At 39.5% G+C, this 26,293-nt stretch carries 25 protein-coding genes; 7 read left to right on the plus strand and 18 right to left on the minus strand.

Features of this window, described 5'->3' with window-relative positions; translation table 11 throughout:
• Positions 1 to 9: 9 nt before the first annotated feature.
• From LS69_RS00565 to LS69_RS00580, 4 genes are all read right to left on the minus strand, one after another.
• Complete coding sequence (locus LS69_RS00565) at positions 10 to 1,359, minus strand: DUF6844 domain-containing protein (RefSeq protein WP_138121448.1); 1,350 nt, start codon at positions 1,357 to 1,359, stop codon at positions 10 to 12.
• A gap of 138 nt (positions 1,360 to 1,497) precedes the next feature.
• Positions 1,498 to 2,118, minus strand: coding sequence for a penicillin-binding protein activator LpoB (gene lpoB / locus LS69_RS00570; protein ID WP_138121449.1), 621 nt, complete (start codon positions 2,116 to 2,118; stop codon positions 1,498 to 1,500).
• Positions 2,119 to 2,128: 10 nt separating this feature from the next.
• Positions 2,129 to 2,506, minus strand: coding sequence for a YcfL family protein (locus LS69_RS00575; RefSeq protein WP_138121450.1), 378 nt, complete (start codon positions 2,504 to 2,506; stop codon positions 2,129 to 2,131).
• A 9-nt stretch (positions 2,507 to 2,515) separates the two neighbouring features.
• Positions 2,516 to 3,886 carry a hypothetical protein gene (locus tag LS69_RS00580; RefSeq protein ID WP_138121578.1) on the minus strand — a complete coding sequence of 457 codons (1,371 nt, stop codon included), beginning with the start codon at positions 3,884 to 3,886 and terminating at the stop codon, positions 2,516 to 2,518.
• A 221-nt stretch (positions 3,887 to 4,107) separates the two neighbouring features.
• Between LS69_RS00580 and LS69_RS00585 the strand changes: the two genes are divergently transcribed.
• A complete protein-coding gene (locus LS69_RS00585) occupies positions 4,108 to 4,272 on the plus strand; it encodes a hypothetical protein (protein ID WP_238699039.1) in 165 nt (54 codons plus the stop codon).
• Between the two features lie 494 nt (positions 4,273 to 4,766).
• Here the strand turns inward: LS69_RS00585 and LS69_RS00590 are convergent, their stop codons facing one another.
• The 5 genes from LS69_RS00590 to LS69_RS00610 all read right to left on the minus strand — a co-directional run bounded on the left by LS69_RS00590 (position 4,767) and on the right by LS69_RS00610 (position 8,647).
• Positions 4,767 to 5,015 carry a hypothetical protein gene (locus tag LS69_RS00590; protein ID WP_138121452.1) on the minus strand — a complete coding sequence of 83 codons (249 nt, stop codon included), beginning with the start codon at positions 5,013 to 5,015 and terminating at the stop codon, positions 4,767 to 4,769.
• Between the two features lie 5 nt (positions 5,016 to 5,020).
• Complete coding sequence (locus LS69_RS00595) at positions 5,021 to 5,371, minus strand: hypothetical protein (RefSeq protein ID WP_138121453.1); 351 nt, start codon at positions 5,369 to 5,371, stop codon at positions 5,021 to 5,023.
• Positions 5,372 to 5,465: 94 nt separating this feature from the next.
• A complete protein-coding gene (gene lpxD / locus LS69_RS00600) occupies positions 5,466 to 6,470 on the minus strand; it encodes a UDP-3-O-(3-hydroxymyristoyl)glucosamine N-acyltransferase (protein ID WP_138121454.1) in 1,005 nt (334 codons plus the stop codon).
• 8 nt (positions 6,471 to 6,478) lie between these two features.
• On the minus strand, positions 6,479 to 6,952 hold the full coding sequence (gene ilvN / locus LS69_RS00605; protein ID WP_138121455.1) for an acetolactate synthase small subunit: 474 nt from the start codon (positions 6,950 to 6,952) through the stop codon (positions 6,479 to 6,481).
• A gap of 3 nt (positions 6,953 to 6,955) precedes the next feature.
• A complete protein-coding gene (locus LS69_RS00610; RefSeq protein ID WP_138121579.1) occupies positions 6,956 to 8,647 on the minus strand; it encodes an acetolactate synthase large subunit in 1,692 nt (563 codons plus the stop codon).
• A 412-nt stretch (positions 8,648 to 9,059) separates the two neighbouring features.
• Here LS69_RS00610 and LS69_RS00615 point away from each other — a divergent pair, with 412 nt between their 5' ends.
• Positions 9,060 to 9,557, plus strand: a complete 498-nt coding sequence (locus LS69_RS00615) for a flavodoxin (RefSeq protein ID WP_138121456.1) — start codon at positions 9,060 to 9,062, stop codon at positions 9,555 to 9,557.
• Between the two features lie 171 nt (positions 9,558 to 9,728).
• Here LS69_RS00615 and LS69_RS00620 read toward each other — a convergent pair whose 3' ends face one another.
• On the minus strand, positions 9,729 to 10,556 hold the full coding sequence (locus LS69_RS00620; RefSeq protein WP_138121457.1) for a prephenate dehydrogenase: 828 nt from the start codon (positions 10,554 to 10,556) through the stop codon (positions 9,729 to 9,731).
• Positions 10,557 to 10,684: 128 nt separating this feature from the next.
• Here LS69_RS00620 and bamA point away from each other — a divergent pair, with 128 nt between their 5' ends.
• Genes bamA through recG form a run of 4 tightly spaced genes read left to right on the plus strand, consistent with a single transcriptional unit; the run spans position 10,685 to position 17,200 of the window.
• Positions 10,685 to 12,940 (plus strand): outer membrane protein assembly factor BamA, encoded by a 2,256-nt coding sequence (gene bamA, locus LS69_RS00625; RefSeq protein ID WP_138121458.1) that lies wholly within the window; start codon positions 10,685 to 10,687, stop codon positions 12,938 to 12,940.
• Positions 12,940 to 14,091, plus strand: a complete 1,152-nt coding sequence (locus tag LS69_RS00630; RefSeq protein WP_138121459.1) for a dehypoxanthine futalosine cyclase — start codon at positions 12,940 to 12,942, stop codon at positions 14,089 to 14,091. Before bamA ends, LS69_RS00630 begins: the two co-directional genes overlap by 1 nt.
• Positions 14,092 to 14,146: 55 nt before the next feature.
• Positions 14,147 to 15,391: a pitrilysin family protein gene (locus LS69_RS00635; RefSeq protein ID WP_194145354.1), complete on the plus strand. Its 1,245-nt coding sequence runs from the start codon at positions 14,147 to 14,149 to the stop codon at positions 15,389 to 15,391.
• Positions 15,392 to 15,403: 12 nt separating this feature from the next.
• Positions 15,404 to 17,200, plus strand: a complete 1,797-nt coding sequence (gene recG / locus LS69_RS00640; RefSeq protein ID WP_138121461.1) for an ATP-dependent DNA helicase RecG — start codon at positions 15,404 to 15,406, stop codon at positions 17,198 to 17,200.
• A 484-nt stretch (positions 17,201 to 17,684) separates the two neighbouring features.
• Here the strand turns inward: recG and LS69_RS00645 are convergent, their stop codons facing one another.
• Genes LS69_RS00645 through LS69_RS00665 form a run of 5 tightly spaced genes read right to left on the minus strand, consistent with a single transcriptional unit; the run spans position 17,685 to position 22,401 of the window.
• Positions 17,685 to 18,071, minus strand: coding sequence for a hypothetical protein (locus LS69_RS00645; RefSeq protein ID WP_138121462.1), 387 nt, complete (start codon positions 18,069 to 18,071; stop codon positions 17,685 to 17,687).
• A complete protein-coding gene (locus LS69_RS00650; RefSeq protein WP_238699040.1) occupies positions 18,068 to 19,183 on the minus strand; it encodes a hypothetical protein in 1,116 nt (371 codons plus the stop codon). Before LS69_RS00650 ends, LS69_RS00645 begins: the two co-directional genes overlap by 4 nt.
• A 9-nt stretch (positions 19,184 to 19,192) precedes the next feature.
• On the minus strand, positions 19,193 to 21,157 hold the full coding sequence (metG, locus tag LS69_RS00655; protein WP_138121581.1) for a methionine--tRNA ligase: 1,965 nt from the start codon (positions 21,155 to 21,157) through the stop codon (positions 19,193 to 19,195).
• Positions 21,147 to 21,524 carry a hypothetical protein gene (locus LS69_RS00660; RefSeq protein ID WP_238699041.1) on the minus strand — a complete coding sequence of 126 codons (378 nt, stop codon included), beginning with the start codon at positions 21,522 to 21,524 and terminating at the stop codon, positions 21,147 to 21,149. Before LS69_RS00660 ends, metG begins: the two co-directional genes overlap by 11 nt.
• Positions 21,508 to 22,401, minus strand: coding sequence for a class 1 fructose-bisphosphatase (locus tag LS69_RS00665; protein WP_138121463.1), 894 nt, complete (start codon positions 22,399 to 22,401; stop codon positions 21,508 to 21,510). Before LS69_RS00665 ends, LS69_RS00660 begins: the two co-directional genes overlap by 17 nt.
• 138 nt (positions 22,402 to 22,539) lie before the next feature.
• Between LS69_RS00665 and rpe the strand changes: the two genes are divergently transcribed.
• Entirely contained in the window at positions 22,540 to 23,175 is a 636-nt protein-coding gene (gene rpe, locus LS69_RS00670; RefSeq protein WP_138121464.1) for a ribulose-phosphate 3-epimerase, read from the plus strand.
• 479 nt (positions 23,176 to 23,654) lie between these two features.
• Here rpe and LS69_RS00675 read toward each other — a convergent pair whose 3' ends face one another.
• Genes LS69_RS00675 through LS69_RS00685 form a run of 3 tightly spaced genes read right to left on the minus strand, consistent with a single transcriptional unit; the run spans position 23,655 to position 26,291 of the window.
• Positions 23,655 to 24,350 (minus strand): ABC transporter ATP-binding protein, encoded by a 696-nt coding sequence (locus tag LS69_RS00675; RefSeq protein ID WP_138121465.1) that lies wholly within the window; start codon positions 24,348 to 24,350, stop codon positions 23,655 to 23,657.
• The gene (locus LS69_RS00680; protein ID WP_138121466.1) at positions 24,337 to 25,110 is read right to left on the minus strand and encodes an ABC transporter ATP-binding protein; all 774 of its coding nucleotides are present in this window, start codon (positions 25,108 to 25,110) and stop codon (positions 24,337 to 24,339) included. The genes LS69_RS00675 and LS69_RS00680 overlap by 14 nt, the downstream gene beginning before the upstream one ends.
• Entirely contained in the window at positions 25,110 to 26,291 is a 1,182-nt protein-coding gene (locus LS69_RS00685; RefSeq protein ID WP_138121467.1) for a branched-chain amino acid ABC transporter permease, read from the minus strand. The genes LS69_RS00680 and LS69_RS00685 overlap by 1 nt, the downstream gene beginning before the upstream one ends.
• Between the last annotated feature and the right edge of the window lie 2 nt (positions 26,292 to 26,293).

The raw sequence follows: 26,293 nt of genomic DNA on the forward strand, positions 1-26,293 counted from the left end.
TCTGACCCCTTAAAAATCATCAACTTCTATATTGCTAGAGCGTTTTACGCTGTTGCCATAGGATTTTTGCGTTTCTTTTGCGCTATAATCTTTACCATAGTTTGGGTCAAACTCCCTATTTGCCGCTTCAATGCTATCCATAGAATAATACCGAATCGTGCCGACAAGCATATAATCGCCCTTGTCAATACTCCAAATTCGTGCATCTTCTAGCCCTCTTAAACTCATAGAAGAAGAGCTTGTAAATTCTTGTGAGATTTCTTTAATCATACTTGTGCGATTAGTTTTGTTGTTTTTATATGTGGTCTTTTTGGCGTCTTTTACGGCATTAATAGACGCGGTGCGCACTTTTTCTGATAGTTTAGAAGTTATGGATTCTACATTGACATTAGAAGAGAGGAAGTTAGAAATGATTTTATCCGCCATACTTCTAGCGTGTTCTATGCTAATGCGGCGATTATCGGCATTCATACCTTCTTCTTTCATAAAGCTATCTAAGCCATAAGCAAGGAGTGCAGGGCGGCAATTTTCATTGTAATAATATTGCAAACCTAGTTTGGAGTTTAGCGCGTTATCATCTAGGGTATCAACTATGGATTCTGCACTTTTGCATTGTGCGGTGTTGGTTGTTTTTTTGGATTGGTGTCCTTGTCTTAAATCTCTAGCTAATGCCACTGAACGCTCGGTAACATACGCTAATACGCCCAACTCCACCTCTCCATCGTTTTTGGTAACGATGAAATTCTCATAAGGCACAAGTCCGCTAATCTCATCAAAGCCACTTTTGATAGCTTTTTCCATCATCGCCTTATTAAAGAGTGTTTGCTCCACTTCGGCTTCTATTTTCTTCTTCTCCTCCTCATTTTTGCCATTGCTGACAGCTTTATCTATAATCTTGCCTACAAGCGCAAACAAATCATTCTCTTGGGATTCTGCTTCTTTGATTTTCTCATCAACTTCTTTTCTAAGTTCGGCTTTTAGCAAATCATCGGGAATTTGCTTTTGGTAGAGTTTGTAGGATTCCTCTACTTGTATTTCACCGGTTTTTCGCAACACCATTTGAGCTTTAATATCTAGCACTGCTTGATTGTAGGCAGAAGCTAAATATTCGTAGTATTGGACATCATCAGGTCCGACATCTACGCTAACGACTGCTTGATAGACTTTGGCATTAGGTTGTCTTTTGCGCAGTTCTTTTTGTGCTTTGGATATTAGTTCGTATATATCTGCCTTTTTGGGTTTATCTACATTTTGGTCTATTATGGGTTTGCTTAGGTCTTCTAGTTCTTGTTTTGTGTTTTGTGCAAATAGCATTGTGCTAAGCACGATAGAGCCAATGATAGCGGTTAGTTTTTTCATTTTTTTCCTTTAAAACAAAAAAGGCGCAAAGTCTGCGCCTAAATGGAATCTTAACGAATCCCTATTTAAGGATTCTAGGCGCGGAATCTCAAATCACGCTAGAGATTCCAAACCATAGAATCCCAAACAACTCTAAGCTTACCAACTAACGGATTTGCTAGAGCCGGTTTTGTCAATCGTTTCTTCCTCTTCCCAATATACTAGCCCTGAAGTAAGGTCTGTGAGACGAAGCAAGAAGAAGTATTCCACTTGTGTTTTGCCATTTTTAAGTTTGACATTGTCTTGACGAATCTTCCCTGCGAGTGAAAAGTCAGGTGAAACCAAAGTGCCTTTTTTAGCGATTGTTTTTTGGTTAAACTCATCATTATCTCTAAGTTCCCTCACATCTTCACTCATAGAATCCAACGCACCACCCGCAGCTACCGCGCTAGTTAGCACGAATTTACCGGATTTTCTTAGCGCACTTGTGATTTTGGCAGTTAGCTTTTCGGTATCAAGGCGCAATGCAGTATCATTTACGACATTTCCGATTGCAATGACTTTTCGTGTGCCGGGCTTAATATTTACAAACGCTGGGTCGCTAAGCAAACTTTGAATCATTTTTTCTGCTGTGTTTTCAAAATCTTCTCTATCAAGCCCCATAGTGAGTGCGTCGCCCTTTTTGACTTGTCCTGCTTGTCCGTCTGTATAAACGCTTGGCGCGCACCCTGCTAGTAACAATCCTGCCAATGCGATACTCGCAAAACTTTTTATTTTCATTTTTTCTCCTTTAATTTGGTTGAATTTCTATGGCAAAGTCTTTTGCCCTTTTGTCTATTGCTATTTTTTTGAGCGTGATTTCGCGATTCTTGATGAGCCTAAGTGTTTTGTATTCTTTGTTGATAGGGTCTTGCAAGACGAATCCATCGGAATCTAGCCAATCAATCTTGTAAATCACATCTCTATTGCTTGTGCTATTTAAAATAACTTCAATCTCTAGTAAGCCATTGTCATTAACGCGTTTGTTGTAGCTTTGGACTAACTCTTTGGATAATCCAATCAGCGTGAAACCTATATCGTCTCTGCTTTTTTCTGCGATATGCGTGGTTTGCCTAGCGCAACCGCTAAACAAAAGCGCAATGACGCCTAAAACAAATAAGAATCTCATACTATCCCTTTAGTTTTCTATGATTTCTATATGAGTAGGCAACAAGGGCGAGAATGAGCGGACAAATACAAGGACATTTTTGTTTTTATCTAAGTCTGCTTTGTGGATTTCTGCGCCCTCTGGATTCTTAATAGAGATTGCGCCTTTGTTTTCTATCATCGCGACAGAGACGCTTTTGGGTAATCCACGCCAAGAGCGCACATCGGCTTGTGTGGTTAATGCGGTGAGTGTAGAAGTGCCAAGACTTAAGAATCCACCGGTTTTGTCGTTATTGGCTACTGCGGCATTTAGGGTTGTTTTTAATGCAGTTTGCACGAGTGCTTTTGTAATCATACTTGGCATATTGATTTTAAACTCTGTGGCAATAATATTATCCAAATCCACGACTTGTGCAGTTTTAGTGCCGTTTGCTTCAAGGTAAGGATAAGAGGCATCGCGTCTTTTAAGGGTTTGTAGTGCGATACTTGTCGCAACAACATTGCTTCCCTCAACAAGCCAGACAGGAAGAGTTAGCGAAAACTCCTCTTTGACTGCGCCAAAACCATTTTCATAGACGACAAAAATATATTTGCCTTTCGCCTTTGTGCTTTTGGCGAAATTATTGAAGATTTTGGATTCTTTTTGAATCTCTTTGTCTTTAGGGTTGATGATAGCAACTTCGCGGAATAAGTCTCGTGCGCGTTTGTAGTCTTGGTCCATAAAGAAAAATACAGAAGCAAGATAAGTTGCATAAGGATTCGTAAATCTCTTAGCGGTATCAAATTCTGCAAACAAATGCGAATATTCCGCTTCTATAACTTTCTTGCCCTCTTTGAAGTTTTTGTCAAAGTTTTCGTCTTTTTTCGCCTCTTTGCTTTGTTCTTCTAGTTCTTTTTTATCGCGTTCAATTTGTTTAGCGAAATAATCCTTAGCTTTCTCTTGTCTCAAAAGTGCGCGGTTAAACTCCACTCTTGCATCTTTAAAATTACCTAAATTCATAAAGTTTAGTGCTTTATAACTATTTACCATAATGCGCTCATACAAAGAGCCTTCATAATCTACAATTGTATCGTTGATTAAGGTTGTCGCTACGAGTTTTGCTCCCTTTTTACCGACATTTTCCAAATCTACATCGTATTTATAGGATTCCTCTGCCGCGTCAAATAGCGTATTGCTTGTTTCAAATTTGCCACAATTTTTAGCTAATAATCCCGTGTTTAGTCCAGTGTAAATTACATCGTTATTGTTTTTGATTTTGTTTAGATTGTCCTCAAAGAATTTTTCGCCACAATGTTTTTCTATCAACGCCTTTTCATATGTTTGATTAACTTGCGCATGGTTTGCACAACCGCTCAAGATTAAAAAACTACTACAAATCGCCAAATAAGCACTTAGGTGCATTGCTTTAACTTTCCTCAATACCTACTCCTAATCTTAAAATAATTAAAGCTAAAATAATACCCCCCCCCCCCCCTTAAAAGTCAATTAATTTATAAATTTTGAAATTTAAACCAAAAATAAATACTAATAAATTCCATTGATTGCTTTTTTAAAATTCCATTATGGAATCCTCTTTAGGTTTGAAGTTATGGATTGCCACAGCCCTTTACAAGGGCTTCGCAATGACGGCGTGTAAATCTTCAATGGTTTTTTGTAATGACGCAGTGGCTGACATTATTGATTTGCATAGTGCGGGTGAAATTTATTTCACAAATTGCACGCCACGAGATTCTAGCGAATCTCTCGTAACGACTAATGGATATTCTTATTGTTATTGTGAGAAATGAGCGTAGCGTTCGCGACAATCCACAATCTTATATAGAGTAGGTTTTACTACGGAATCTTTAAAGGTTTTTAGTAGGCTTTATTTAGGGATTCCATTGCATTATTCTTTGGTTGCTTAAAGCATAGATTGCCACGAAGTTGCATTGAGCAACTTCTCGCAATGACAAGGTAGTGTATTTTCTTTATGATATTAAGGACGACTTGCTAACTCACGATTCTATTACCGCAGAATCTCGCAATGACAGCGGGTAGAGCCTTTACGACTTCTTGCAATAGCGACTAATTTTGTCTCAAGGAAAACAAGAGTGATGTAAGGATAAGGGAATGGTAGTCAATGTGCAATAGCGCGATAAATTATGCGCACAAACTCATACATACGCATAAATTGCGGGTTTATTGTCGGAATTGGAACTATCACAAAGGCATTATATAGAAGCGCAACATATTCTTAGAGAAACAAAGCAGAACCCCAAAAGGTGAGATTCTTGCTTTGGAATTATTTTGAAACTTTCTTCAGTGCTTTGCGAAGCTCTTTGATTTGTTTTCTAGGGACAAAGACTTTCCATTCCGCAGATGTGGAATCTTTGCTGTCGTTATCTTCTAGTTTAACTGCGATAGAAACGACTTGGTATTTTTTGTCTTTTTTGTTGGGAATATCAAAAGAAGAAACGATGATATTGCCATTTTTGACCAAATCCCCGCGTAGTGGAATCGTATAAGCTACCTTTTTGATTTTTTGTTTCATTGTGCTTACTTCTTAGGTGTCTTGACTTCTTTTGTAGTGTTTTGTTTGTCTGCCTTTACTTTTTTGGCTTCTTTGACTTTGACTTTTGTTTTGTCTTTTTTAGAATCCTTGCATTTCTTGGAGTCTTTGCATTTCTTATAAGCTTTTTTGCTTTCTTTTAATGCTTGACGCACTTCTTTGATTTGGCTTAAAGGAATATGGACTTTCCAGCTTTCTTTGCCTTCTCCTAATGCAGCACAAATGCTAACAACCGCTTTACTTCCCTCTCCATAAGGCTCTTCAATGATTGCAAACTCTAATTTTCCGCCCTCGCAATCTTTGAGTGGCATTGTTTTATAAATCGCCGTTTCTTTCATAAGATTTTCCTCCTAATCTAAATGGTATTGCAACTCAAGCAATCATAATATAAAAATGTAACTGAAAATATCATTAAATTAAATAATACTCCTGTTATTTTTTCTTCAGCATTTTTTTAAGCAAAGCTTGGAGCTTTAGCCAATCTTGAATCGGTAAAATAGGGTGTCCTGAAAATTTCCCAAACGCAGGTAGGCTTTTGCTGATTGCCGCTTTTGCTCCTACTTGCGTGAAGTCGCCAATATGCAAATGCCCCGCACTACCGCTTTGTCCGCCCAAAACAACATTACGCCCTGTGGTGGTGGAACCAGAGATTCCCGCTTGTGATACAATGATAGAATATTCTCCGATGTTACAATTATGCCCAATTTGCACGAGATTATCTATTTTTGTGCCTTGTTGGATTCTTGTTTGCCCAAAAACTGCGCGGTCAATCGTCGTATTTGCGCCTATTTCTACATCATTTTCTAGGATAACTTTGCCATTATGATAGATTTTGATATGCTTTCCATCAGCAGTGTGTGCATAGCCAAACCCATCGCTTCCAATCACGCTATTTGCGTGGATTCTGACATTATCTCCAATTTCAGAATCATTATAAACACACACACCCGGAAACAGCACGCAATTCGCGCCAATTTTGACATTTTCACCGATATTTACACCTGACATAATCACACAACTTTCTCCAATCTCGCTTCCATTACCGATATTTGCACTAGGCGCAATTTGCGCTGATGGGCTGATTTTTGGGGAAGATTTTGCGCTAAAAAGCGGTTTGGCAAAATATTCTGTCAAATATGCCATTGCAAGGTAAGGATTCTCACACAAAATCGCAAATGCAGAATGTGGAATCGCGTTTAAATGCGCCCTTCTAACCAAAATCGCTTTTGCTTCGCTATGTGTGATTTGTTCGCAATATTGTTCCTTTTCTAAAAAAGTGAGAGAATCGCTTGTCGCGTCTTTTGGGGATTCTAAATTTAAAATGGCAACCGAATCTAACGCATTATGAGATTCTTCCCAATTACTGCCATTATGCCACAAAACGGATTCTAGCGCGTTGTGTTTGTGTAGAATTTCAACAATATTTTTAAGCTTCATTTTTTGCCCTAATTGTTTGTTTCAATCGCCAAGATTCCACTGCGCGTAATGTCTTTTGGCTTGTGGATTTTAAGCGCGTTTAAAAGCATATCAATGCGCGTATGTGTATCACACGCCACAAAAATCGCACATTTATCATTGACTTCTAAGATTCTCCCATGAAAGGCATTAAAAATCGTGTGAATCTCACTTAAGTTGCTCTCTAATGTGAATTTTACCAACAAAGATTCTTGTTCAATCATTTGTTCATTTTCTAGCACTTTAAGCACGGGGATTAGTTTGTGGAGCTGTTTGATGATTTGCTCTAACACTTTGTTGTCGCCTTTGGTGGCAATCGTAATGCGTGAGAGATTGGAATCCAAAATTGGCGCAACCGTGAGGGATTCTATATTATACCCCCTCCCTGAAAACAATCCGCTAATGCGCGAGAGAACGCCGTGTTCGTTCAAGACGGTAACTGCAATCGTGCGTCTAATTTCCATATTTTACTCCTTATACTCTAACATCATATTAAATAATGCCCCACCGGTTGGAACCATAGGCAAAACATTTTCCATTCGATCTATGCGCACATCTAGGAGTGCAGGTTTTTGGGAATTGATTGCAGCATTTAAGGCGTTGGTAAATTCTTCTTTAGTATGGCAAACATAACCCACTCCACCAAAGGATTCTACAAGCTTCACGAAATCCGGCTGTTTTTCTAAATCGGTTTCAGAATAATGCTTGTCATAGAAGAAAGTTTGCCATTGGCGCACCATACCTAAGTAGTTGTTATTCAAAATAACATTAATTACAGGGATTCCATAAACCGCACAAGTCATTAGTTCTTGAATATTCATCAATATTGAGCCGTCTCCGCTGACATTGATAGAAATTTTATCAGGAAATGCGCATTTTACGCCCATAGCGGCGGGTAATCCGAATCCCATCGTGCCTAAACCGCCACTGCTGACGAATTGACGCGGGAAGCTAAAGGGATAAAACTGCGCCGCCCACATTTGGTGCTGTCCTACATCGGTGCTGATGATGGCGTTTTCTCCAAGTAGATTGCCGAGTTGTTCAATCACCCATTGGGGCTTAAGAGGTGTAGTAGAATCCTGATAGCTTAGCGGGTGCAGTTTGTTGTATTGGTTAAGACGCTCCCGCCATGGAAGAATGTTTTGTGTGTTATAGCCTTCGCGCAAAAGCGGCAAAAGATCTTCTAATACACTGCTCACATCACCAACGATTGGGAAGTTTGCTTCTACGATTTTACTAATACTGCTAGGATCAATATCTACATGGATAATTTGTGCATATTTGCCAAACTCGCTTAATTTGCCCGTTACTCTATCATCAAAGCGCACTCCAAGCGCGATAATCAAATCCGCTTCACTCATCGCCATATTTGCAACATAGCTTCCGTGCATTCCTACCATACCCAAAGAATCCGGGTTATTCGTGCTTAAAAGCCCGCAAGCCATAAAGGTATTTACTGCTGGAATATGCGTCATCTCACAAAGTTCGCGCACTAAATTAGCGGATTTTGAAGCGATACAGCCTCCGCCTAAATACAATAAAGGCTTTTTGGCTTCTTTGATGGCAAGGGCTGCTTTTTTGATTTGGCGCAAATTGCCTTTGTAGGTTGGTTTGTAGGTTTGGAGTTTAATCGTGCTAGGATAATCAAACTCCCCAATCGTCGCGGTAATGTCCTTTGGAATATCAATATGCACAGGACCAGGACGCCCACTACTTGCGATATAAAACGCTTCTTTTAAGATTCTAGGCAGTTCTTCAATATGTTTAACTAGATAGTTGTGTTTTGTGCATGGGCGCGAGATTCCGACCGCGTCAATCTCTTGAAATGCGTCTGTGCCGATGAGGCTTGTCGGGACTTGCGCACTAATAATCACCAAAGGCACAGAATCCGCATAGGCAGTCGCAATGCCTGTGATTGTGTTGGTGAAGCCCGGACCGCTTGTAACAATCGCAACGCCTACTTCCCCACTTGCCCTCGCATAGCCATCGGCAGCGTGGATTGCCGCTTGTTCGTGGCGTGTAAGGATATGTTTAAAAAACTTCTGCTTATAAATTTCATCATAAATATTCAAAGCCGCCCCACCGGGATAGCCAAAGACGATTTTTACACCCTCGTTTTTAAGGGCGTGGATTACCATTTCTGAACCATTGAGTCGCATAAAGAATCCTGATTTTAAAGATGATTTTCTTAAATTATATTTCAAAAAAGCTTTAGGAATGCTTCCTGCTTTAATCAAACGCGTGATTTTATCATAGAATTTAAGAGATAGTTTGCACAAAGTTTAAAAACTTCAATTTTGATTTAAAGAAAATTTTCTATTGTGCTATTGCAAGGATTATAAGGACGACTTACCAACCTGCGATTCTACTATATTCTGTCATTGCGCGGAGCGAACGAAGTAAGCAACAAAACAATCTATAATGCTACATATCAGAGATATTGCAATGGAATCATAAATTGCCAAACATTATCAAACTTATAATGAAAAATATTCTCATAATTATTTTATTTTAAAGTTTTTTAGTCTAAAATAAAAATGATTCTTAAAATTTTAAAACTAAGGATAAACAATGCAAAAAATAGGACTATTTTATGGTAGTGATGGTGGAAACACTGAAAATGTAGCAAAAAGAATCGCAAATGCTCTAGGAGATGTGGAAGTTTTTGATGTCGCAAAAGTAGAAAAATCAAAACTCTTAGAATATAAGAATCTAATTCTTGCAACCCCAACTTATGGTAGCGGAGATATGCAAGGAGATTGGGAAGAGTTTTTGGATACATTAAAGTCGGAGGATTTTAGTGGCAAAGTCGTAGCGTTCGTAGGTTTGGGCGACCAAGATACTTATGGAGAGACTTTTTGCGATGGTTTGTTGCCAATCTATGAGGTTGCGCACAAAGAGGGCAGAATCGTAGGATTTACCGCGACAGATGGCTATGAATATGAAGAGAGTAAGGCGGTGGTTGAGGGGCAGTTTGTCGGACTAATTCTTGATGAAGACAATCAAGAAGAATTAAGCGAACAAAGAATCCAAGAATGGACGCAGAATCTTAAAGGGCAGTTTCAGTAGCGTTGGCTAGGGCTTTTAGGATTCTTGTTTGAAATCTAAGTCTTAAACCTATACTTTAAAAGATTCTTGCTTTTTATTATGGATTTTTGCGGAATCTTATTTAAGAATCTTTATTTGTGATTTTTAAATTTAGGATTCCGCAGATTGCTTTTAGCTTAAATCTTGCGGATTCTAAAAAATTTCATACAGAGAATTTGCCTTTGCCATCCATTTTTCTAACTCTTCCCAGTGCTCTTCTTGAATCAGCTTTTGGGCATAACGAATCTCCTCTTGAAAAAACTCTAGCGATTTTAATAATTCTTGGCGGTTTTGTTTAGAAACATCACACCACATTCTTGAGGAGCTTTTCGCGATTCTTACCATACTTTTGAATCCTCCACCTGCAAGGGCTAGAATATCGTTTGGATTCTGTTGGGATAACACGGTGTTAGCAAGTGCATAGCTGATAATGTGGGGCAAATGGCTAATAAACGCCGCGTGATTATCGTGAGATTTGGAATCCATTTTGATAATATTCATCTTGAGTGCGACAAAAATTTCTTTTGCCATGGCAACTTGCAATTCTCCACTTTTCTCCAAATCTGTCAAAACCAAAATATGATGCGGCAAAAGTTCTTTAAAAGCCGCTTTGGGTCCGAAATTTTCTGTCCCACTCATCGGGTGTGCGCAAACAAAGTTTTTGCGAATCTCCTTTGGCACACTCATAGAAATTAAATGTTTGGTGCTTCCTAAATCAATAATCGTGCAATGCGGTGCGACACCAACGAGGCTAGGGAGAATCTGCAAAATCGCCTCTACGGGAGTTGCGAGAAATATCACATCGCAAAGCTTGATTTCTTCTAACTCTGCTCCCTCGTCTATTAACCCAAGTGAAAGGGCTTGTTGGAGATGTAAGGGATTGTTGTCTAACCCTATAATGCGCTTAAACATTCCGATTTCTTTAAGAGCTAACCCTAACGAGCCACCAATTAATCCAAGTCCAATAATTCCTGCTTGCATAAGTCGTTCCATTTGTAAAATTTTGTAAAATTATATATTTTTTTTGCTTTAGTTGTGTTATTTAATCTACTAAAGGGTATAATCACAAATTTTTAAGTAATAAAATTAATTTTTAAGGTTTTTTAAAAATGCACTCTTTTTCTAAAGCTTTTTTGTTTCCTTTAGGTTTATTAGCGTTTGTTCCTAAGATTTTTGCAGCGGATCTCCCGACGATTAAAGAGGTGCGCTATGAGGGTTTAAACTATATTTCTCCCTTGATTGCAAATGAAATTTCTAGAATCCCTTTGAATGCGCCCTTAGATATTAACCGCGTAGATACTTCCATTCATAATTTTTATGCACAAGGCTATTTTCAAGATATTTGGGTTACAGAAGAAAACGGGATTCTTACCTTTCACTTCGTAGAAAAGCCCGTGATTGCTAGTTTGATTATTAGCGGTTATGGCGCAGGGAAAGACCAAGAAGTCTTGGATAAAGAAATCGGGCTAAAAAAGGGTGATGTGTATGATGAGGCAAAAATCGCGAATGTGCGCAAAAAAATCGTTGATTTGCTAGAAGCGCAAGGCTACTATGATACAATCGTCGAAGTCAAAACAGAAGAAATTTCCCATAATGCACTTAAGGTTACGCTAGAGATTAATAAGGGAGAAGAAATTATTATCCAAAAAGCCAACTATTATGGCAGAGAAAACTTAAGAGTTTCGCGCATTGAGGCGGCAACTGCCAACAAAGAAAGAGAGTTTCTTGGCTGGATGTGGGGGTTTAATAGTGGAAAATTGCGCATCAATGAGATTGAAACTGATGGGCATAGAATCCGTGATTTGTATATGCAAAAAGGCTATTTGGACGCGGAAGTGGGTGCGCCTTTTTTGAAAACAGATTTTACAACTTACAAGGCAGAACTTGATTTTTATATTGATGAGGGAGAGCTTTATCGGATTTCAGAGATTGAGATTGTGCTAGAAGAAGATGTGATTGAGATGGAAGAATTATACGATGTGATTAAAGCGAAAAAGGGCAAAAAATTCAACATTGATACGATGCGCAAAGACACAGAGGCGATTCGTTATAAAGTAGGGGATTTGGGTTATGCTTTCACAAGAGTAACGCCGGATTTAGATAAAGACAAAGAAAATAGCGAAGTAAGAATCGTTTATTATGTGCAGCCGGGCAAAAAGGTGCGCGTGAATGATGTGCTGATTTCGGGCAACAATAGAACGCTAGACCGCGTGATTCGTCGTAATGTTTTATTAGCTCCGGGCGATCAATATGAAATGAGTAAAATCACGCTCTCTAAAAATGCGATTATGAGAACAGGGGGATTTGATAGCGTTGAGATTGAGGAAGAGCGGATTGATGAGGAGCGCGTGAATCTTCTTGTGAATGTCAAAGAGGGCAAAACGGGGGAATTTACTTTTGGAATCGGCTATGGAAGCTATGATGGACTAATGGGTAGCGTTTCTGTTAAAGATAGAAATATTTTTGGCACAGGTTTGACTGCAGGGGTTTATTTGGATAAAAGTGAAGTTTCTGATTCTTATCGTGTGAATCTCTACAATCCTGCGGTGTTAGATAGTGATTATTCTCTTGCAACCGAAGTTTATCGGCTAGAATACGATGATTATGATTATACTGAAACAATGACAGGCTTTAATGTCGTGGGCGGACGCAGAATCTGGAATCAGCTAGATTTGACTTTGGGCTATACCTATCAAGAAACCAAGCTTTCAAACTTTGAAAACTCTTATTTGCGTGATCATTATTATAAATATTACAGAGGTGAAAAATACACAAAATCTTCTGCAATTCCCGGTCTTAGCTATGATAGCACAGACGCGTATTTTTTCCCTAAAAGCGGAATCAAAGCAACAGGTAGCACAGAGGTAGCAGGTTTGGGAGGAGACGCGGAGTTTATCAAATATTATGGTTCGTTTAACTTCTATCAATCCATTGAAGATTGGACGGATTTGGATTTAATCTTCCGCTATCGTGCAAGGGCTGGATATGCCCAAGATGAGGGATTTTTGCCCATTAATGAGAAGTTTTATCTAGGGGGTGTAACAAGCGTGCGGGGATTCCAAAACCGCTCCATCACTCCGCGCGATAAAGATGGGCTAAGAATCGGTGGAAAATCTATGTTTTATAACACTTTTGAGCTTAGTTATAGTATGTTTGAAACCGTGCAAATGCGCTTCCTTGCATTTTATGACTATGGTATGATTGGAGATAAAAACATTAACGATATTAGGCGTAGCTCTGTGGGGCTTGGAATCGAATGGATTTCTCCTATTGGCGCAATCACTTTCTTGTTCCCGCGCGCACTTGATGATAAGCCCGGAGATGATACTTCATCGTTTGAATTTACTATGGGACAAAGATTCTAATGACAAAGATTGCCAAAGAATGCGTGGAATCACACGAAAAAGAAGCATTGCAAAGGGCATTTGCTAGAAATTCGCAAGAGGCAAGGACGATTGTTGATGTTAAATTGCCACGAGTTAGTCGCGAAGAGATTTTGGATTTAATGCAAAACGCCCCGCTTAAAGAATTGGGAGAACGCGCGTTTGCGGTAAAGAAGCAGTTGCATTCAGACAATCTTACGACTTTTGTTGTGGATAGAAATATTAATTATACAAATATTTGCTGGGTGGATTGCAAGTTTTGCGCGTTTAAAAGACGCATTAACGAGAATGAAACTTATATTTTAAGCTTTGAAGAAATTGATAAAAAAATTGAAGAATTACTAGAGATTGGTGGCACACAGATTCTTTTTCAAGGCGGTGTGCATCCGAGCTTAAAGATTGAATGGTATGAAGATTTGGTAAAGCATATCGCACAAAAATATCCGCAAATCACTTTGCATGGATTCTCTGCAATTGAAATTGATTATATCGCTAAGATTTCTAAAATCTCCATTAGTGAAGTTTTAGAGCGTCTGCATAAATGTGGATTGGCTTCTATTCCCGGTGCGGGAGCGGAGATTCTAAGTGATAAGGTGCGGGATATTATCGCGCCCAAAAAACTAGATAGCGACCAATGGATAGAGGTGCATAAAGAAGCGCATAAGCTAGGAATCAAAAGCACAGCTACAATGATGTTTGGAAGTGTAGAGAGTGATTTGGATATTGTAGAACATTGGGAGAGAATCCGCGACTTGCAGGATTTAACCAATGGATTTAGAGCGTTTATTTTGTGGAGTTTTCAACCTGCTTTTACTCCTTTGCAAAAGGAATTCCCAAATCTGCATAAAGCCTCTTCTAATCGCTATCTAAGGCTTCTTGCGTGTAGTAGAATCTTTTTAGATAATTTCCAAAATATCCAAAGTAGTTGGGTTACGCAAGGGTCTTATATCGGGCAACTCGCCTTGCTTTTTGGGGCAAACGACTTAGGAAGCACGATGATGGAAGAAAATGTCGTCGCTGCCGCAGGGGCTAGAAATTCTATGAATCAAGCCGAAATGATTTCTTTGATTCGTGATATTGGAGAGATTCCTGCTAAACGCGATACAGCTTATAATATTTTGGAGCAATTTTAGCGTGAAAAAGTTTTGGATAATTTTTTTTGGCTTTTGGATTATGAAAGGAAATTTAATGGCGATTGAAATGAAGAGTTTATCTGTAAAGGGCGTAGAGATTCCTGTGATTTATGAGCAAAACACGCAATTACCTTTGTTTTATCTGCAACTTGTCTTTAAAGGCGGGGGTGGTGTGAGTAATGGCAAAAGCTTGGGATTGTCCGATATTACAAGCTCTTTGTTAAATGAAGGCACAAAAGAATTGGGCGTTACAAGATTCTCTAAAAAGCTAGAAGAAAAAGCTCTCGCACTTAGTGTGGGTAGCGGTTTGGAGACTTTGAGTTTTACGCTAAGCGGAATGAGTGCGGTGCAAAGAGAGGGAATCTCATTTCTTAAAGAATTGCTAAAAAGCCCAAATTTCACACAAAAAACATTAGAAAAAGTCAAAGAAAATTCTTTGGTATCCATTTTGGAAAAAGAAAGCGACTATGACTATCAAGCAAGTCGTGCGCTTAAATCCATACTTTTTAAAGGCACTCCTTTAGAGTTTCCCCTAAGCGGTACACAGGATTCTATTGGCAAGATTACATTAAAAGAAGTAGAAAACTTCTATGGGCAACACATTAATTTAAATTCCTTGATTCTAGTTGTGGGTGGAGATGTGGAGTTTGCTAGTGTTGCTAAGGAATTAGAAAAAATGTTAGAATCGTTGCCACAAGGTAAAAAGGTCACATTAAAGCCGATTGTCGCTAAGGATTCTATGCAGACAAAAGTTATGGCTAAAGATACGCAACAAGCTTATATTTATTTTGGCGCACCTTTGGAGGTTAGGGATTTGCAAAAGGAATCCGCTTTGATTAAAGTCGCTTCTTTTGTGCTTGGAGGCGGTGGATTTGGAAGTCGTATGCTAGAAGAAGTGCGTGTCAAGCGCGGGTTGGCTTATTCGGCTGTGATGCGTTTGAGTGCGACACATACGCAATCTTTTGCGCAAGGATATTTGCAAACAAGCTTGGAGAATGAAAAAGAGGCGAAAAGGCTTGTGCAAGAAGTTGTCAATGAGTTTGTTAAAAATGGAATCACAAACAAAGAATTGCAAGAAGCAAAGCAGTATTTGCTAGGAAGTGAGCCTTTGCGTAATGAGACACTTTCGCAGAGATTGGGTGCGGCTTTTAACTGCTATTATAATGGTTTGCCATTGGATTGTAATAAGCAGGTTTTAGATGAGATTTCAAAACTAACCTTGCAAGAAGTTAATCAATACATTAAAACACATCAAGAGATTCAAAAGCTTAGTTTCGCGATTATTAACGCAGAAAATTAACTAGAGTTAAGAGTGATTCAAGATTCCTTTGATAAGCTTGGTAAAACGCCCTTTGAAGCGATTTTGCACCATTTACCAAAGACCTACACAAATGCCTTTATCAGCGAATCTTTGGAAGTGGACAAAAATGTTGTGCTAGAAGTAGAAGTGCGCGGATTTAGGAATCTCAAAACGACTGCGTGTGTTTCGTGCTTCGCTCCGAAGTTTCAATGTGAAATTGAAATGGTGATTTTCCACCCAAAATCTTACCATAAGACTATTTTTAAATCAGATTCCACACTGATTGTCAGCGGGAAGATTCAAAAGGCGGGAGGAATTTATAGTTTGTTGCAGCCCAAAGTATTGAAACACACAAATGAAATTGTGTTGGGATTTGGGTTTAAAGGCGCGAAAGAAAAAAGCTTAAGAGACTTTGCGACAAAAATTTCTTTGGAATCCTTGCATTCTTTTTATCCCAAAGTGCCTTTGTGGATTTTAGAATCTCTTGTTAGCATTTATCGTCCTAGTGTTGGTTTCGTGCAAAGCTTTACACAAAATCATGGGTATTTTGGCAAGTTTTTAGAGGCGATTAAGTTTGTTGAAATTTACGAATATATGAGGCTTTTACGCATTAAAAAGCGTTCTTTCCCAAGCCTCACTCCTCTAAAAGGTGAAATACAATCGTGGGTTGCTTCGCTGCCCTTTAAGCTAACTAAGGGGCAAGAAAAAGCGATTGGTGAGATTCAAGAATCCCTTGCAAGTAATCAATCTGCAAGACGCGTGATTGTGGGTGATGTGGGCTGTGGGAAAACCATCGTGATTTTGGCTAGTGTGATGATGGCGCGTCCTTTTAGGAGTATTCTTATGGCACCGACTTCAATCCTAGCAAAACAGCTTTTTAACGAAGCGAAGAAGCTTTTGCCAACGACCCTTAGAATCGCGCTTTTTACGCAGAGTGAAAAAATCGGTGTGCTAGAGCAAAGCGATTTTGTGATTGGCACCCACGCCTTGCTTTATCAGGATTTGAGTGATTGTGCGCTTGTGATGATAGATGAGCAACATCGTTTTGGCACAGCGCAGAGGCATACGCTAGAAAAAATGTTTGAATGCGATTCTAAACGCGCACATATTTTGCAGTTTTCCGCTACTCCGATTCCGCGCACACAGGCGATGATAGAATCCAACTTCTTGGATTTTAGTTTCATTAGGGATTTGCCTTTTAAAAAAGACATCACGACAAAAATAATCTATAAAAGTGATTTTAAGGATTTATTGGAGCATATCAGGGCAGAAATCGCACAACAACACCAAATCGTCCTTGTTTATCCTTTGGTAGAAGAGAGCGAAAGCTCCAATTACACAGCCCTTAAAGAGGGTGAAGAGTTTTGGCGTAAGAATTTTGAAGGCGTTTTTAGCACACATGGCAAGGATAAAAACAAAGAGCAGGTTTTGGAAGAGTTTAGGGAAGGGGGCAATATTTTGTTGGCAACCACGGTGATTGAAGTTGGAATCTCTTTGCCGCGCTTAAGCACGATTGTGATTGTAGGTGCGGAGCGATTGGGATTGGCGACTTTGCACCAACTGCGCGGGAGAGTGAGTCGCAATGGCTTGAAAGGATATTGCTTTTTATTTACCAAGCAGAAGGCAAGTGAAAGATTGGAGCGGTTTTGCCAAACCCAAAATGGCTTTGAGATTGCGCAAATGGATTTGGAATATCGCAATAGTGGGGATTTGTTGAGTGGAGAGGTTCAGAGCGGAAAGCAGTTTGTGTGGGTGAATTTAGGAAGCGATGAGAAGATTATCCAACAAGCAAAGGAATCTTTGAATTAAAAGTTTTTGTGTTGGAATCTTGCAAAATAAAAGAGTTTCAAAAAGAATTGTAGAGATTCCTTATTCTAAGCCCAAAAAATTAAATGTAGAATCCCTTTGTTTTCTTGCAGAGTGATAAAGCCAAAATGGGGTTGTGAGAGTGCTCTAAATGCACTAATAATGCTTCTTATAACTTAGAATCGTCCAAAGGTTGAATCCCAAAACGACAATTTCCCTCCAAGCTTTCTTTTTGAAGTAACAAAGGCATATCGTCAATATACGCGACGATTTGATTTCGCACCAATTTATTGCCTTCTTGAATCTTGAAATCTACAATTTTCCCCTCACTTCAGAAGAGATGGAAATCTCATCACTTTCAAAGGTCCCCCCATCGCATCGGATTCTATGTTGTTGCCACAAGCCCCCAAAATCAATATGCCCATTAAGCAAATACAGGCGCATTTATTATGGTTTTCATTATCCGATTTCCTAAGGAATTTTGCATTTAGGCTTTGATGAATACGAAAGAATCTTTGGCATTTTGACAATTCGTGTCCATTTTGCAGACTTTGATACCCTTTTGACTGAAGACTTTTGCGGTATTTGCACATGCTTTTTTGACAAGCACCACAGCGCAATCACTGATGATTTCGCCGAGTATATTGTGTTCTTTGGCGTGTGCGATTCTTTCTTCTTCGCTCATTTCTTCATCTTTGTGGGAGCAACCCTCACTTGCTTCTTTGTTGGCGCGTGGATTCTCTCGCAATTCGAGCAGGTCAATCTTTTTAAACATTCCCGCACCTTTTTGTTCAAAGATTGCAAAAAAGGGCGTATGTCCTGTGTTATTAAAGATTCTTAGGCTTTCATCATAAACAGGCACAGCAATTCTCATTGGTTTCCTTTCTTATTGGTTTCTTGAGTGTCATCTAAATGTGCGTAATCAAATAAGCTTTGCTCATGCGCATCATTGACAAATTCTTGTTCAAACACTTCTGTTTCCACGCCTAAGATAAGAGCGAAATTGTATTTCTCATCAAGGAGCTTCCCAAATAACTCTTGAGGGCTATCAAAGCAACGCACTGCGGCATAAGGCGCGTAAAGTTCTTGATAGATTTGTGGGACAAAAAGCATTAAACGCGCCCATTTTGCATACATTGTGAAGTAGGCTAAATAGCGTTCATAAAGCTCTGTATCCATACAAGCAAGGAGGACTTTATTTGTCGCGCCGGGTTTGGAAATAAACCCTCGTTCGTCCAGATACAAGGGTCTAAAGCTAGAGATTCTCTCTAAATTATTCATCTGCACTTCTAAAGAATATTCTTCGCAAAACTTTACTACACGCGCAAGAGGTTGGATAAAGAGTTTAGGCAATGGAATCTCATAATCAAAGGTTTTATAAAATATCTTAATGCCAAAGAGTGAATAAGAGTTGATAGCAAAAGGCAATGCGGAATCTTCAAGTTTTTCTTGGGGGAGGAGTTTGATTTCTTGTTGTTTTTTAGGTAGGGAGCTTAAGTTGATTTGAGAATTACAATGCAAAATATAAGCAACATCACTTGCAAGAATATAGCGCACGAGTTTTACGAGTGAGCCACAATAACAGCCTAGATTTTTCTTTGGTAGCAAGATTTGCGAGGCGATTTGGTATTCATCAGGGCTTAGCAAAAACAAGATTTTGTTCCCGACGATTAGATAATGCCGCGCAATGCGGACTAAAGACTGCTCCAAATCTTCCACGCTAATCCAAGCAACTTCTGGGTCGCTCATTGCGATATTTCCGCTAAAGAGAATCCCAAATGCGCCCTTTTTCACAGCTTCTTCAATTTCTTTTTCTGTTTCTTCTAAGGTTTTGCCAAAAGCTACAAATAAATCCCCTTGTTTAACCTCATTGACTTCATCGCAAATGGAGTTAAAAAAAGAAATACTTGGCTGATTCAATAAAGTTCCAAATGCGATTTCTACTATCTCATTAACGCTGATTTGCATTTCTTTCTTTTTTATCATAAGGTCTCCTTAGCTGATTGGACTCCCATTTTTTTTGGAATTTTGTGGAACGATGAGCGTTAGCCCCTCTTCGTCTTTGGTAGCAAGAATCATTCCCTCACTTATTTGTCCCATAAGTTTGGCGGGTTTGAGGTTTGCAAGGACGCAAACTTGTTTGCCAATTAAGCTTTGTGTATCATAGTGCGCTTTGATTCCTGCAAGAATCTGACGCGCTCTTGCTTCTCCTAAATCCACTTGTAGTTTTAAGAGTTTTTCGCTTTTGGGTAATTCTTCTGCGCTGATAACCGTGCCGACTTTGATTTCTATTTTGGCGAAGTCTTCTTTGCTGATTGGATTGGCAATCTCCAAAGCGGGAACAGAAGAAGAATCTTGCAACAAATGCTTTGGCTTGTCTTCTTGTTTGGGTGTATCTTCTAGCAATGCGGATTCTATTTTGGGGAACAATACGCCAATCGCGCTTAGGTGCATTGTCCCTAGCAATTCACCTTGAACAACAAAGCGTTGATAGTTTTTAGAATCCACTTCTAGCCCAAAAACCTTAAGGATAGATTCTGCGCTTTTTGGCATACAAGGAGAAAGGCAAAGTGCGGATTTGATTAATAGGTTTGCGATAAAGACAAGCAATTCTGCAACTTCTTCTTTTTTGCCCTCTTTGATGAGTCTCCAAGGCTCTTTTTTGGCGATGATTCCATTACCTAGACCAAAAAGTGTCCAAAGATCCTCTAAATAACGATGAATTTGCACCGCATTCATAGAATCCTCTAAGCCTGTTAAAACCTTACTAATTTGCGTAAATTCCGCATTATAATGTGCTTGAAGTTGCACACAATCTACTTCTAGCTGGTTATCAAAGTATTTTGCACTCATTCCTAAAAGCCGATTGAGCAGATTCCCTAAATCATTCCCCAAATCCGCATTGATGCGCTCAATAAGTGCTTTTTGTGAAAAATCTCCGTCTTGTCCAAAAGGCACTTCGCGTAAGACAAAATACCTAAAACAATCCAATCCATAGGCTTCTACAACTTCCTTTGGATTCACGACATTGCCGATACTTTTGCTCATTTTTGCGCCATCTTTCGTCCACCAACCATGCGCTGCAATATGGCGTGGTAAGGGCAAATCTAAGCTCATCAAAAACGCGGGCCAATAAATCGCGTGGAATCGCAAAATATCCTTGCCTACGATATGATAATCTGCCGCCCAAAAGTCCATTCTATCTTCTAAATCATTGCAGAATCCAAGCGCACTTAGATAGTTGATGAGCGCGTCTAGCCATACATACATTACATGTTTTTCGTTTTTTGGGTCTTTGTCAAGCAAGGCTTTGGGGAGCTTAATACCCCAATCAAAAGTCGTGCGCGTGATAGAGAGGTCTTCTAAACCGGATTGAACAAAGTTAATGACTTCATTGCGGCGGAATTTTGGCAGGATAAAATCCGAATGCTCCTCGTAAAATCGCAACAATTTATCGCCATAAGCACTTAATCTAAAGAAATAGCTTTCTTCTTCTAGGATTGTGGTTTCTTTGCCACAATCGGGGCAATATTTGTCGTCTTTTAATTGGAATTTTGTAAAAAAAGATTCGCAAGAAACGCAGTAATGCCCCTCATACTTGCCCTTGTAAATATCCCCTTTTTCAAACATTTTTAAAAACGCGGCTTGAGCGGTCGTGAGATGATAGGAATCCGTCGTGCGGATAAAATGATCGTAAGAGATTCCAAAGCTATCCCAAATATCTTTAAATTTTTGGGAGATTTCATCAACATATTCTTTGGGGCTTCTTCCTTTTTTTTGTGCGGATTGTTCAATCTTTTGTCCGTGTTCGTCTGTGCCTGTGAGGAAATAGACTTCTTTACCCTTTAACCTCGCAAATCGTGCGAGAGTATCTACGATAATTGTCGTATAGGCGTGTCCAATATGTGGAATATCATTCACATAATAAATTGGCGATGTGATATAAAACTTAGAATTCAAAACTTCCTCCATTTCCTTTATTCATACTTAAATACACTGCGCTTACATAGTCGTTGCGCACTTTGCATTCTAGGATTTCTGGGCATTTTAGGCAGCTAGAGAATCCCTTAGAGTTTTGGCAATGCATCAGTGCTTCTTGTTTGTTGGTTAGGTTTTCTTGTGTTTTTTCTCCAAACTCATCTTTTTGGGTGCAATCCACCATATCTTTACAAAAAATGCAACTTGTAGTATTGTGTCGCGTTTGGCACTCTTTGATAGCTTTTAGGGCGGATTCTATCATATCAGAAGTGATTGCAGGAGGAATCCCGATTCCTTGTTGGGGATTAGTTGCTGAATTGTTTTCTAAATTTTCAAGATTCGCTGACAAATTTTATTTCCTCCTGACTACCAAAAAAGCAAGGCGTCGTATCGTGCAAATGCTTAGGAATAAGCTCTAAAAGCCTTTTAGCTTCAATTTCTCCTTGTGTTGGATTCTCTTGTATGCACACGGCATTGCCACCCGCTCTTTCAAAGATAAATGCAAAAGGAAAAACTTCAAACAGCATTCTAAGCTTGCCTTGTGGCGCATCGCTCGTGCTGGGATAAGAAAAAATCCCACCGCCTTTGACTAAAATATGGTGCAAATCCGGCACCATTCCGCCACTATATCGCAAACGATAACCCGCGTTAAAGAGGGATTCTATCTTGGATTTATGGAATTTGCTCCAATTTTTTTGTGTGCCACCCGTTGCATTGAGTTTGCCTTTGTGAGAGAGTTTGAGAGTTTTTTGTAGCTGAAACTCTTTGCCATTATGCACAAAATAATCCACGCCTTCTTGAAGCAAAGAAGCAAATCCAATTCCAATTACCATACCATACACAACATACGCGCTTGCCACGAGATTGTGAGGGAGAAAATCACCTTGATAGATTCCAAAAATACTTCCAACGCTAAGATTCGCGCCCATCAAAGAAGAACCATCAAGCGGGTCATAAGCAATGCTATAAATACCCTCTTTATGCAAAGGAATTGCGTGTTCTTGCTCCTCGCTACAAATTTGTTTGATGATTTTTAGGTCTTTGAAAGTAGTTTGTAGAATCTCATCGGCAGCAACATCAGCCTTTAGCTGTGTATCGCCGGTGGCATTGGTGTTTTGCGTGTATTCGCCTAGACTTTGTTTGAGCGTCTCATAAATCGGCAAACTCGCCTTTTGAATTTGGATTAAAATTTGTTCTAAATCACGCGCTAAATTTGCGTTTGTCATCATTTGCTCCCTTGCGCATAGCAAAAATTTGCGTATTATAACCTAATTTATGATTTATGTGGCTGTTTTTAGGGCAAACTTTATAGTTTTTTGCTACAATTTTGGCTAATTTTTGCAAGAAGATTTGATGGAGAGGTTATGTTAGTTGCGCCAAGTATTTTAGCTGCGGATTTTGGGAAGTTAGAATCCGAAATTAAAGCGATTTGTCAAGCGGGTTGTGATTTGATTCATATTGATGTGATGGACGGGCATTTTGTGCCAAATCTCACGCTTGGTCCTGTGGTCGTGCAATCGGTGGCAAAAGTCGCAAGCAAGCCACTTGATATTCATTTAATGGTGCGCAACAATTCTTTTTTTGTGGAGCTTTTTGCGCCTTTTAAACCCGAATTTATTTCCTTTCATATTGAAGAAGAAAAACACGCAAACTCTTTGTGTCAGAAGATTCGTAACTTTGGAATCAAACCTGCAATCGTGTTAAATCCTCATACGGGTTTGGATTCCATAGAGTATTTGTTGGAATTTGTGGATATGGTGCTGTTAATGAGCGTGAATCCGGGATTTGGGGGGCAGAAGTTTATTCCTAATGTGCTAGATAAAATCAAAGCCCTAAAAGACAAGATAGAATTGCGCAATCCTAAATGCCTCATTGAAGTTGATGGCGGCGTGTGCAATTCCAATATAGAATCTCTTAAGATTGCGGGAGCAGATATTGTTGTTGCGGGAAGTTATGTTTTTGGCGGGGATTATAAGGAGCGGATAGAGAGTTTGCGGTAACTTGCGTCAAATCTCTTGTTTGGTATTTTAAAGCCCTTGTAAAGGGCTATGGCAATTCCGTAAGACAGAATCTCGCCCTTGTGTTATTGCGAGAATTGCTCAATTCGTGGCAATCCATAGTCTTAAATCTCGCTTTTTTAGAATCCACTTTATGCATGATTATAGATTGCCGCGTTTATTTCGCTCACTCGCAATGACGCAAGGGCAAGATTCTACATTTGAAAATCAAGAGGTAATAAGGAAAAATTTGCCCCATTGTTGCAATTTTGCAGAAATGGGAGCAAATTAAGGTAGTCTTCTTTTGCCTCGTATTTTTAAATGCAGAATCTAAAGGTGAGATTCTGCATTATGGATTGCTTCGTTGCACTTCGTGCGCCTTGCAATGACGGCTGGGGGAGGATTTCACATTGGATTATTTTGCTCTTGTCTTTCTCGCAATGACGGGGTAAAACACAAATGTCCCAACCTCTTATCTTTGCTTATCCGCCCAAATATCGCTTTTTAATCTCTTTGTCTTCTAGTAGGTTTTTCGCGGAATCTTTCATTACGATTTTGCCATTTTCTAAGACATACGCGCGATTTGCGATTTTAAGCGCGGCAAAGGCGTTTTGCTCTACAAGCAAAATCGTGATTCCATTCTCGCGCAAACTTAGAAGAATCTCAAAAAGCTCCCCGACGACTTTAGGGGCAAGTCCCAAGCTTGGTTCATCAAGCATTAGGAGTTTTGGCTCACTCATCAAGGCTCTAGCAATCGCTAACATTTGTTGCTCACCGCCGCTCATTGTTCCTGCCATTTGTTTTTGTCTTTCTTTAAGGCGCGGGAAAAGCCGATACATCTTTTCGCGCATAACTTCAAAGTTTTCATCGTTATGATATGCGCCCATTCGGAGATTTTCATCAACGCTAAGATTCGTAAAAATATGCCGACCCTCCGGCACGAGTGCGATTCCGCGTTGGATAATCTTATGTGTTGGAATATTGGAAATATTTGCGCCAAAGAATCGGACTTTGCCTTTTGTTTTGACACTATGTACGATTCCATTAAGCGTTGAAGTTTTCCCTGCGCCATTGCTACCAATTAAAGTAACGATTTCGTGTTCTTCAATGTGGAAATCAATGCCCTTTAAGGCTGAAATTTTGCCATAATGGACTTGTAAGTTTTCAATTTGTAGCATAGAAATCCCCCAAATACGCGGCAATTACTTCTTGGTTGTTAATTGCCTCATAAGGTGTGCCGCTAAAGAGTTTTTTGCCATAATCTAGCACCAAAACTTGCTCGCAAAGTTGATTTACAAAAGGCATATCATGTTCAATCAGCAAAATGCTTAAATCAAAGTCTTTTTTCATTTTTAAAATCAGCTCACAAAGCTCTTGCGTTTCTTTAGGATTCATTCCTGCTGCGGGTTCATCAAGCAAAAGTAGCTTTGGATTCGTTGCTAAAGCCCTTGCAATCTCTACTTTACGACTATTTCCATAGCTTAATGCGTTTGCGTTCGCATCGCGTTCTTTGTCTAGTCCGATATAATCCAAAATCCAACGCGCCCTTTCTTTGATGCGCTTTTCTTCTTTGAAATATCTGCCCACACGAAACGCAGCTTCAAGGAAGCTATATTGTGCGCTATTGTGCAAACCAATCAATACATTATCTAAGACACTCATTGAACCAAAAAGGCGAATATTCTGAAAAGTGCGCGCAATTCCTAATTGAACAATCGTATTGGGTTTGTATTTGGAGATATTTTTGCCTAGAAAATTCACCTTTCCGCTGTTGGGTTTGTAGTTTGCAGTGATGATGTTAAACATCGTAGTTTTCCCTGCGCCATTAGGACCAATAAGCCCGAAAATTTGGTTTTCTTGCACACTAAAGCTAACATTATCAATTGCCTTTAAGCCTCCAAAAGCAATACTGACATTTTCTAATTCTAAAATCGCCATTATTGCGCCTTTTTAAAGATTCTAAAGCGCGTAGGATTCAAATCCCAAATTTCGCGTTTGCCCATAATTCCTTCTCTTGCAAAAAGCATAATCACTAGCAAAATAAGGGAGAAAAACACCATTCTAAGTCCCGGATATGAGCCAAGATCATTCCCAAAAAACACTAAAGGTTGGTCTAAAAATCTAAGCCATTCTCCTCCGCCAATCACCAAAATCGCTCCGATAATCGCGCCACTTGTGCTACCCAAACCTCCAAGCACGATAATGATGAGGAGTTGGAAAGTGAGTTCAAAGCCGAAGATTTTTGGGTCAATGGTAGTAAGCCAAACTGCCATAAGTCCGCCCCCAACGCCCTCTAAAAATGCGCTTGTTGAAAATGCAAAAGTTTTGATTTTGAAAGTATTAATCCCCATTGCAATCGCGGCGTCTTCGTCATCACGCACCGCTTTCATCGCGCGTCCGTATTTGGAATACACGATTTGCAAAATCAAAATCACAGAAGCAGTAGCGAAAATCCCGCTCCAAAAAAAGATTGTGATATTTGCACCATTGGTAAATGCGTGTGTATAGAGGAATCCAAAAAACTCTCTTAAAGGAATTTCGCTTTGGCTAAGACTTAGGAGTGCATTTTCTATTGTCTTGACAATAGAATCGTGGTCGTTTGGAATCTCATTTAAGCCAATTGCGCCATTAGTCCATTCTGGGTTGTTAATCGCTAGAATCTTGATGATAAATCCAAAGCCAAGTGTTACAATCGCCAAATAATCACCACGCACCCGAAATACAGGGAAAGAAAGTATAATCGCAATCACCGCAGCCACGATTCCGCTACAAAGCAAAGCAGGTAACAATTCGCTTGACATACTTAGCACAAAAGGGTGTGGGTCGGCGAGTTGGAACATACCCCATTTTAAATCCGAATCCAAAAGCATAAGCGCAGTGATATATGCGCCGATTGCCACAAATCCATTGGGTTCTAGAGAAAGTTGTCCTGTAACGCCATTGATGAGGTTGTAACTCACGGCTAGAATCACAAAAATAAGGATATTGTTAAAGATTCTTAAAGCATAATCACCAAGGAAACTTTGCGCGGCAAAAAGAATGCAGATTGCAAGAATGTAAATGCTAATATGGAATCCTAAAGTCGCTGTGGTTGGGTTGTTTGCATAAAATTTATTCATCA

Origin of the sequence: Helicobacter sp. MIT 05-5294, assembly GCF_000765675.1 — a bacterium.
Taxonomy (GTDB): Bacteria; Campylobacterota; Campylobacteria; order Campylobacterales; family Helicobacteraceae; genus Helicobacter_D.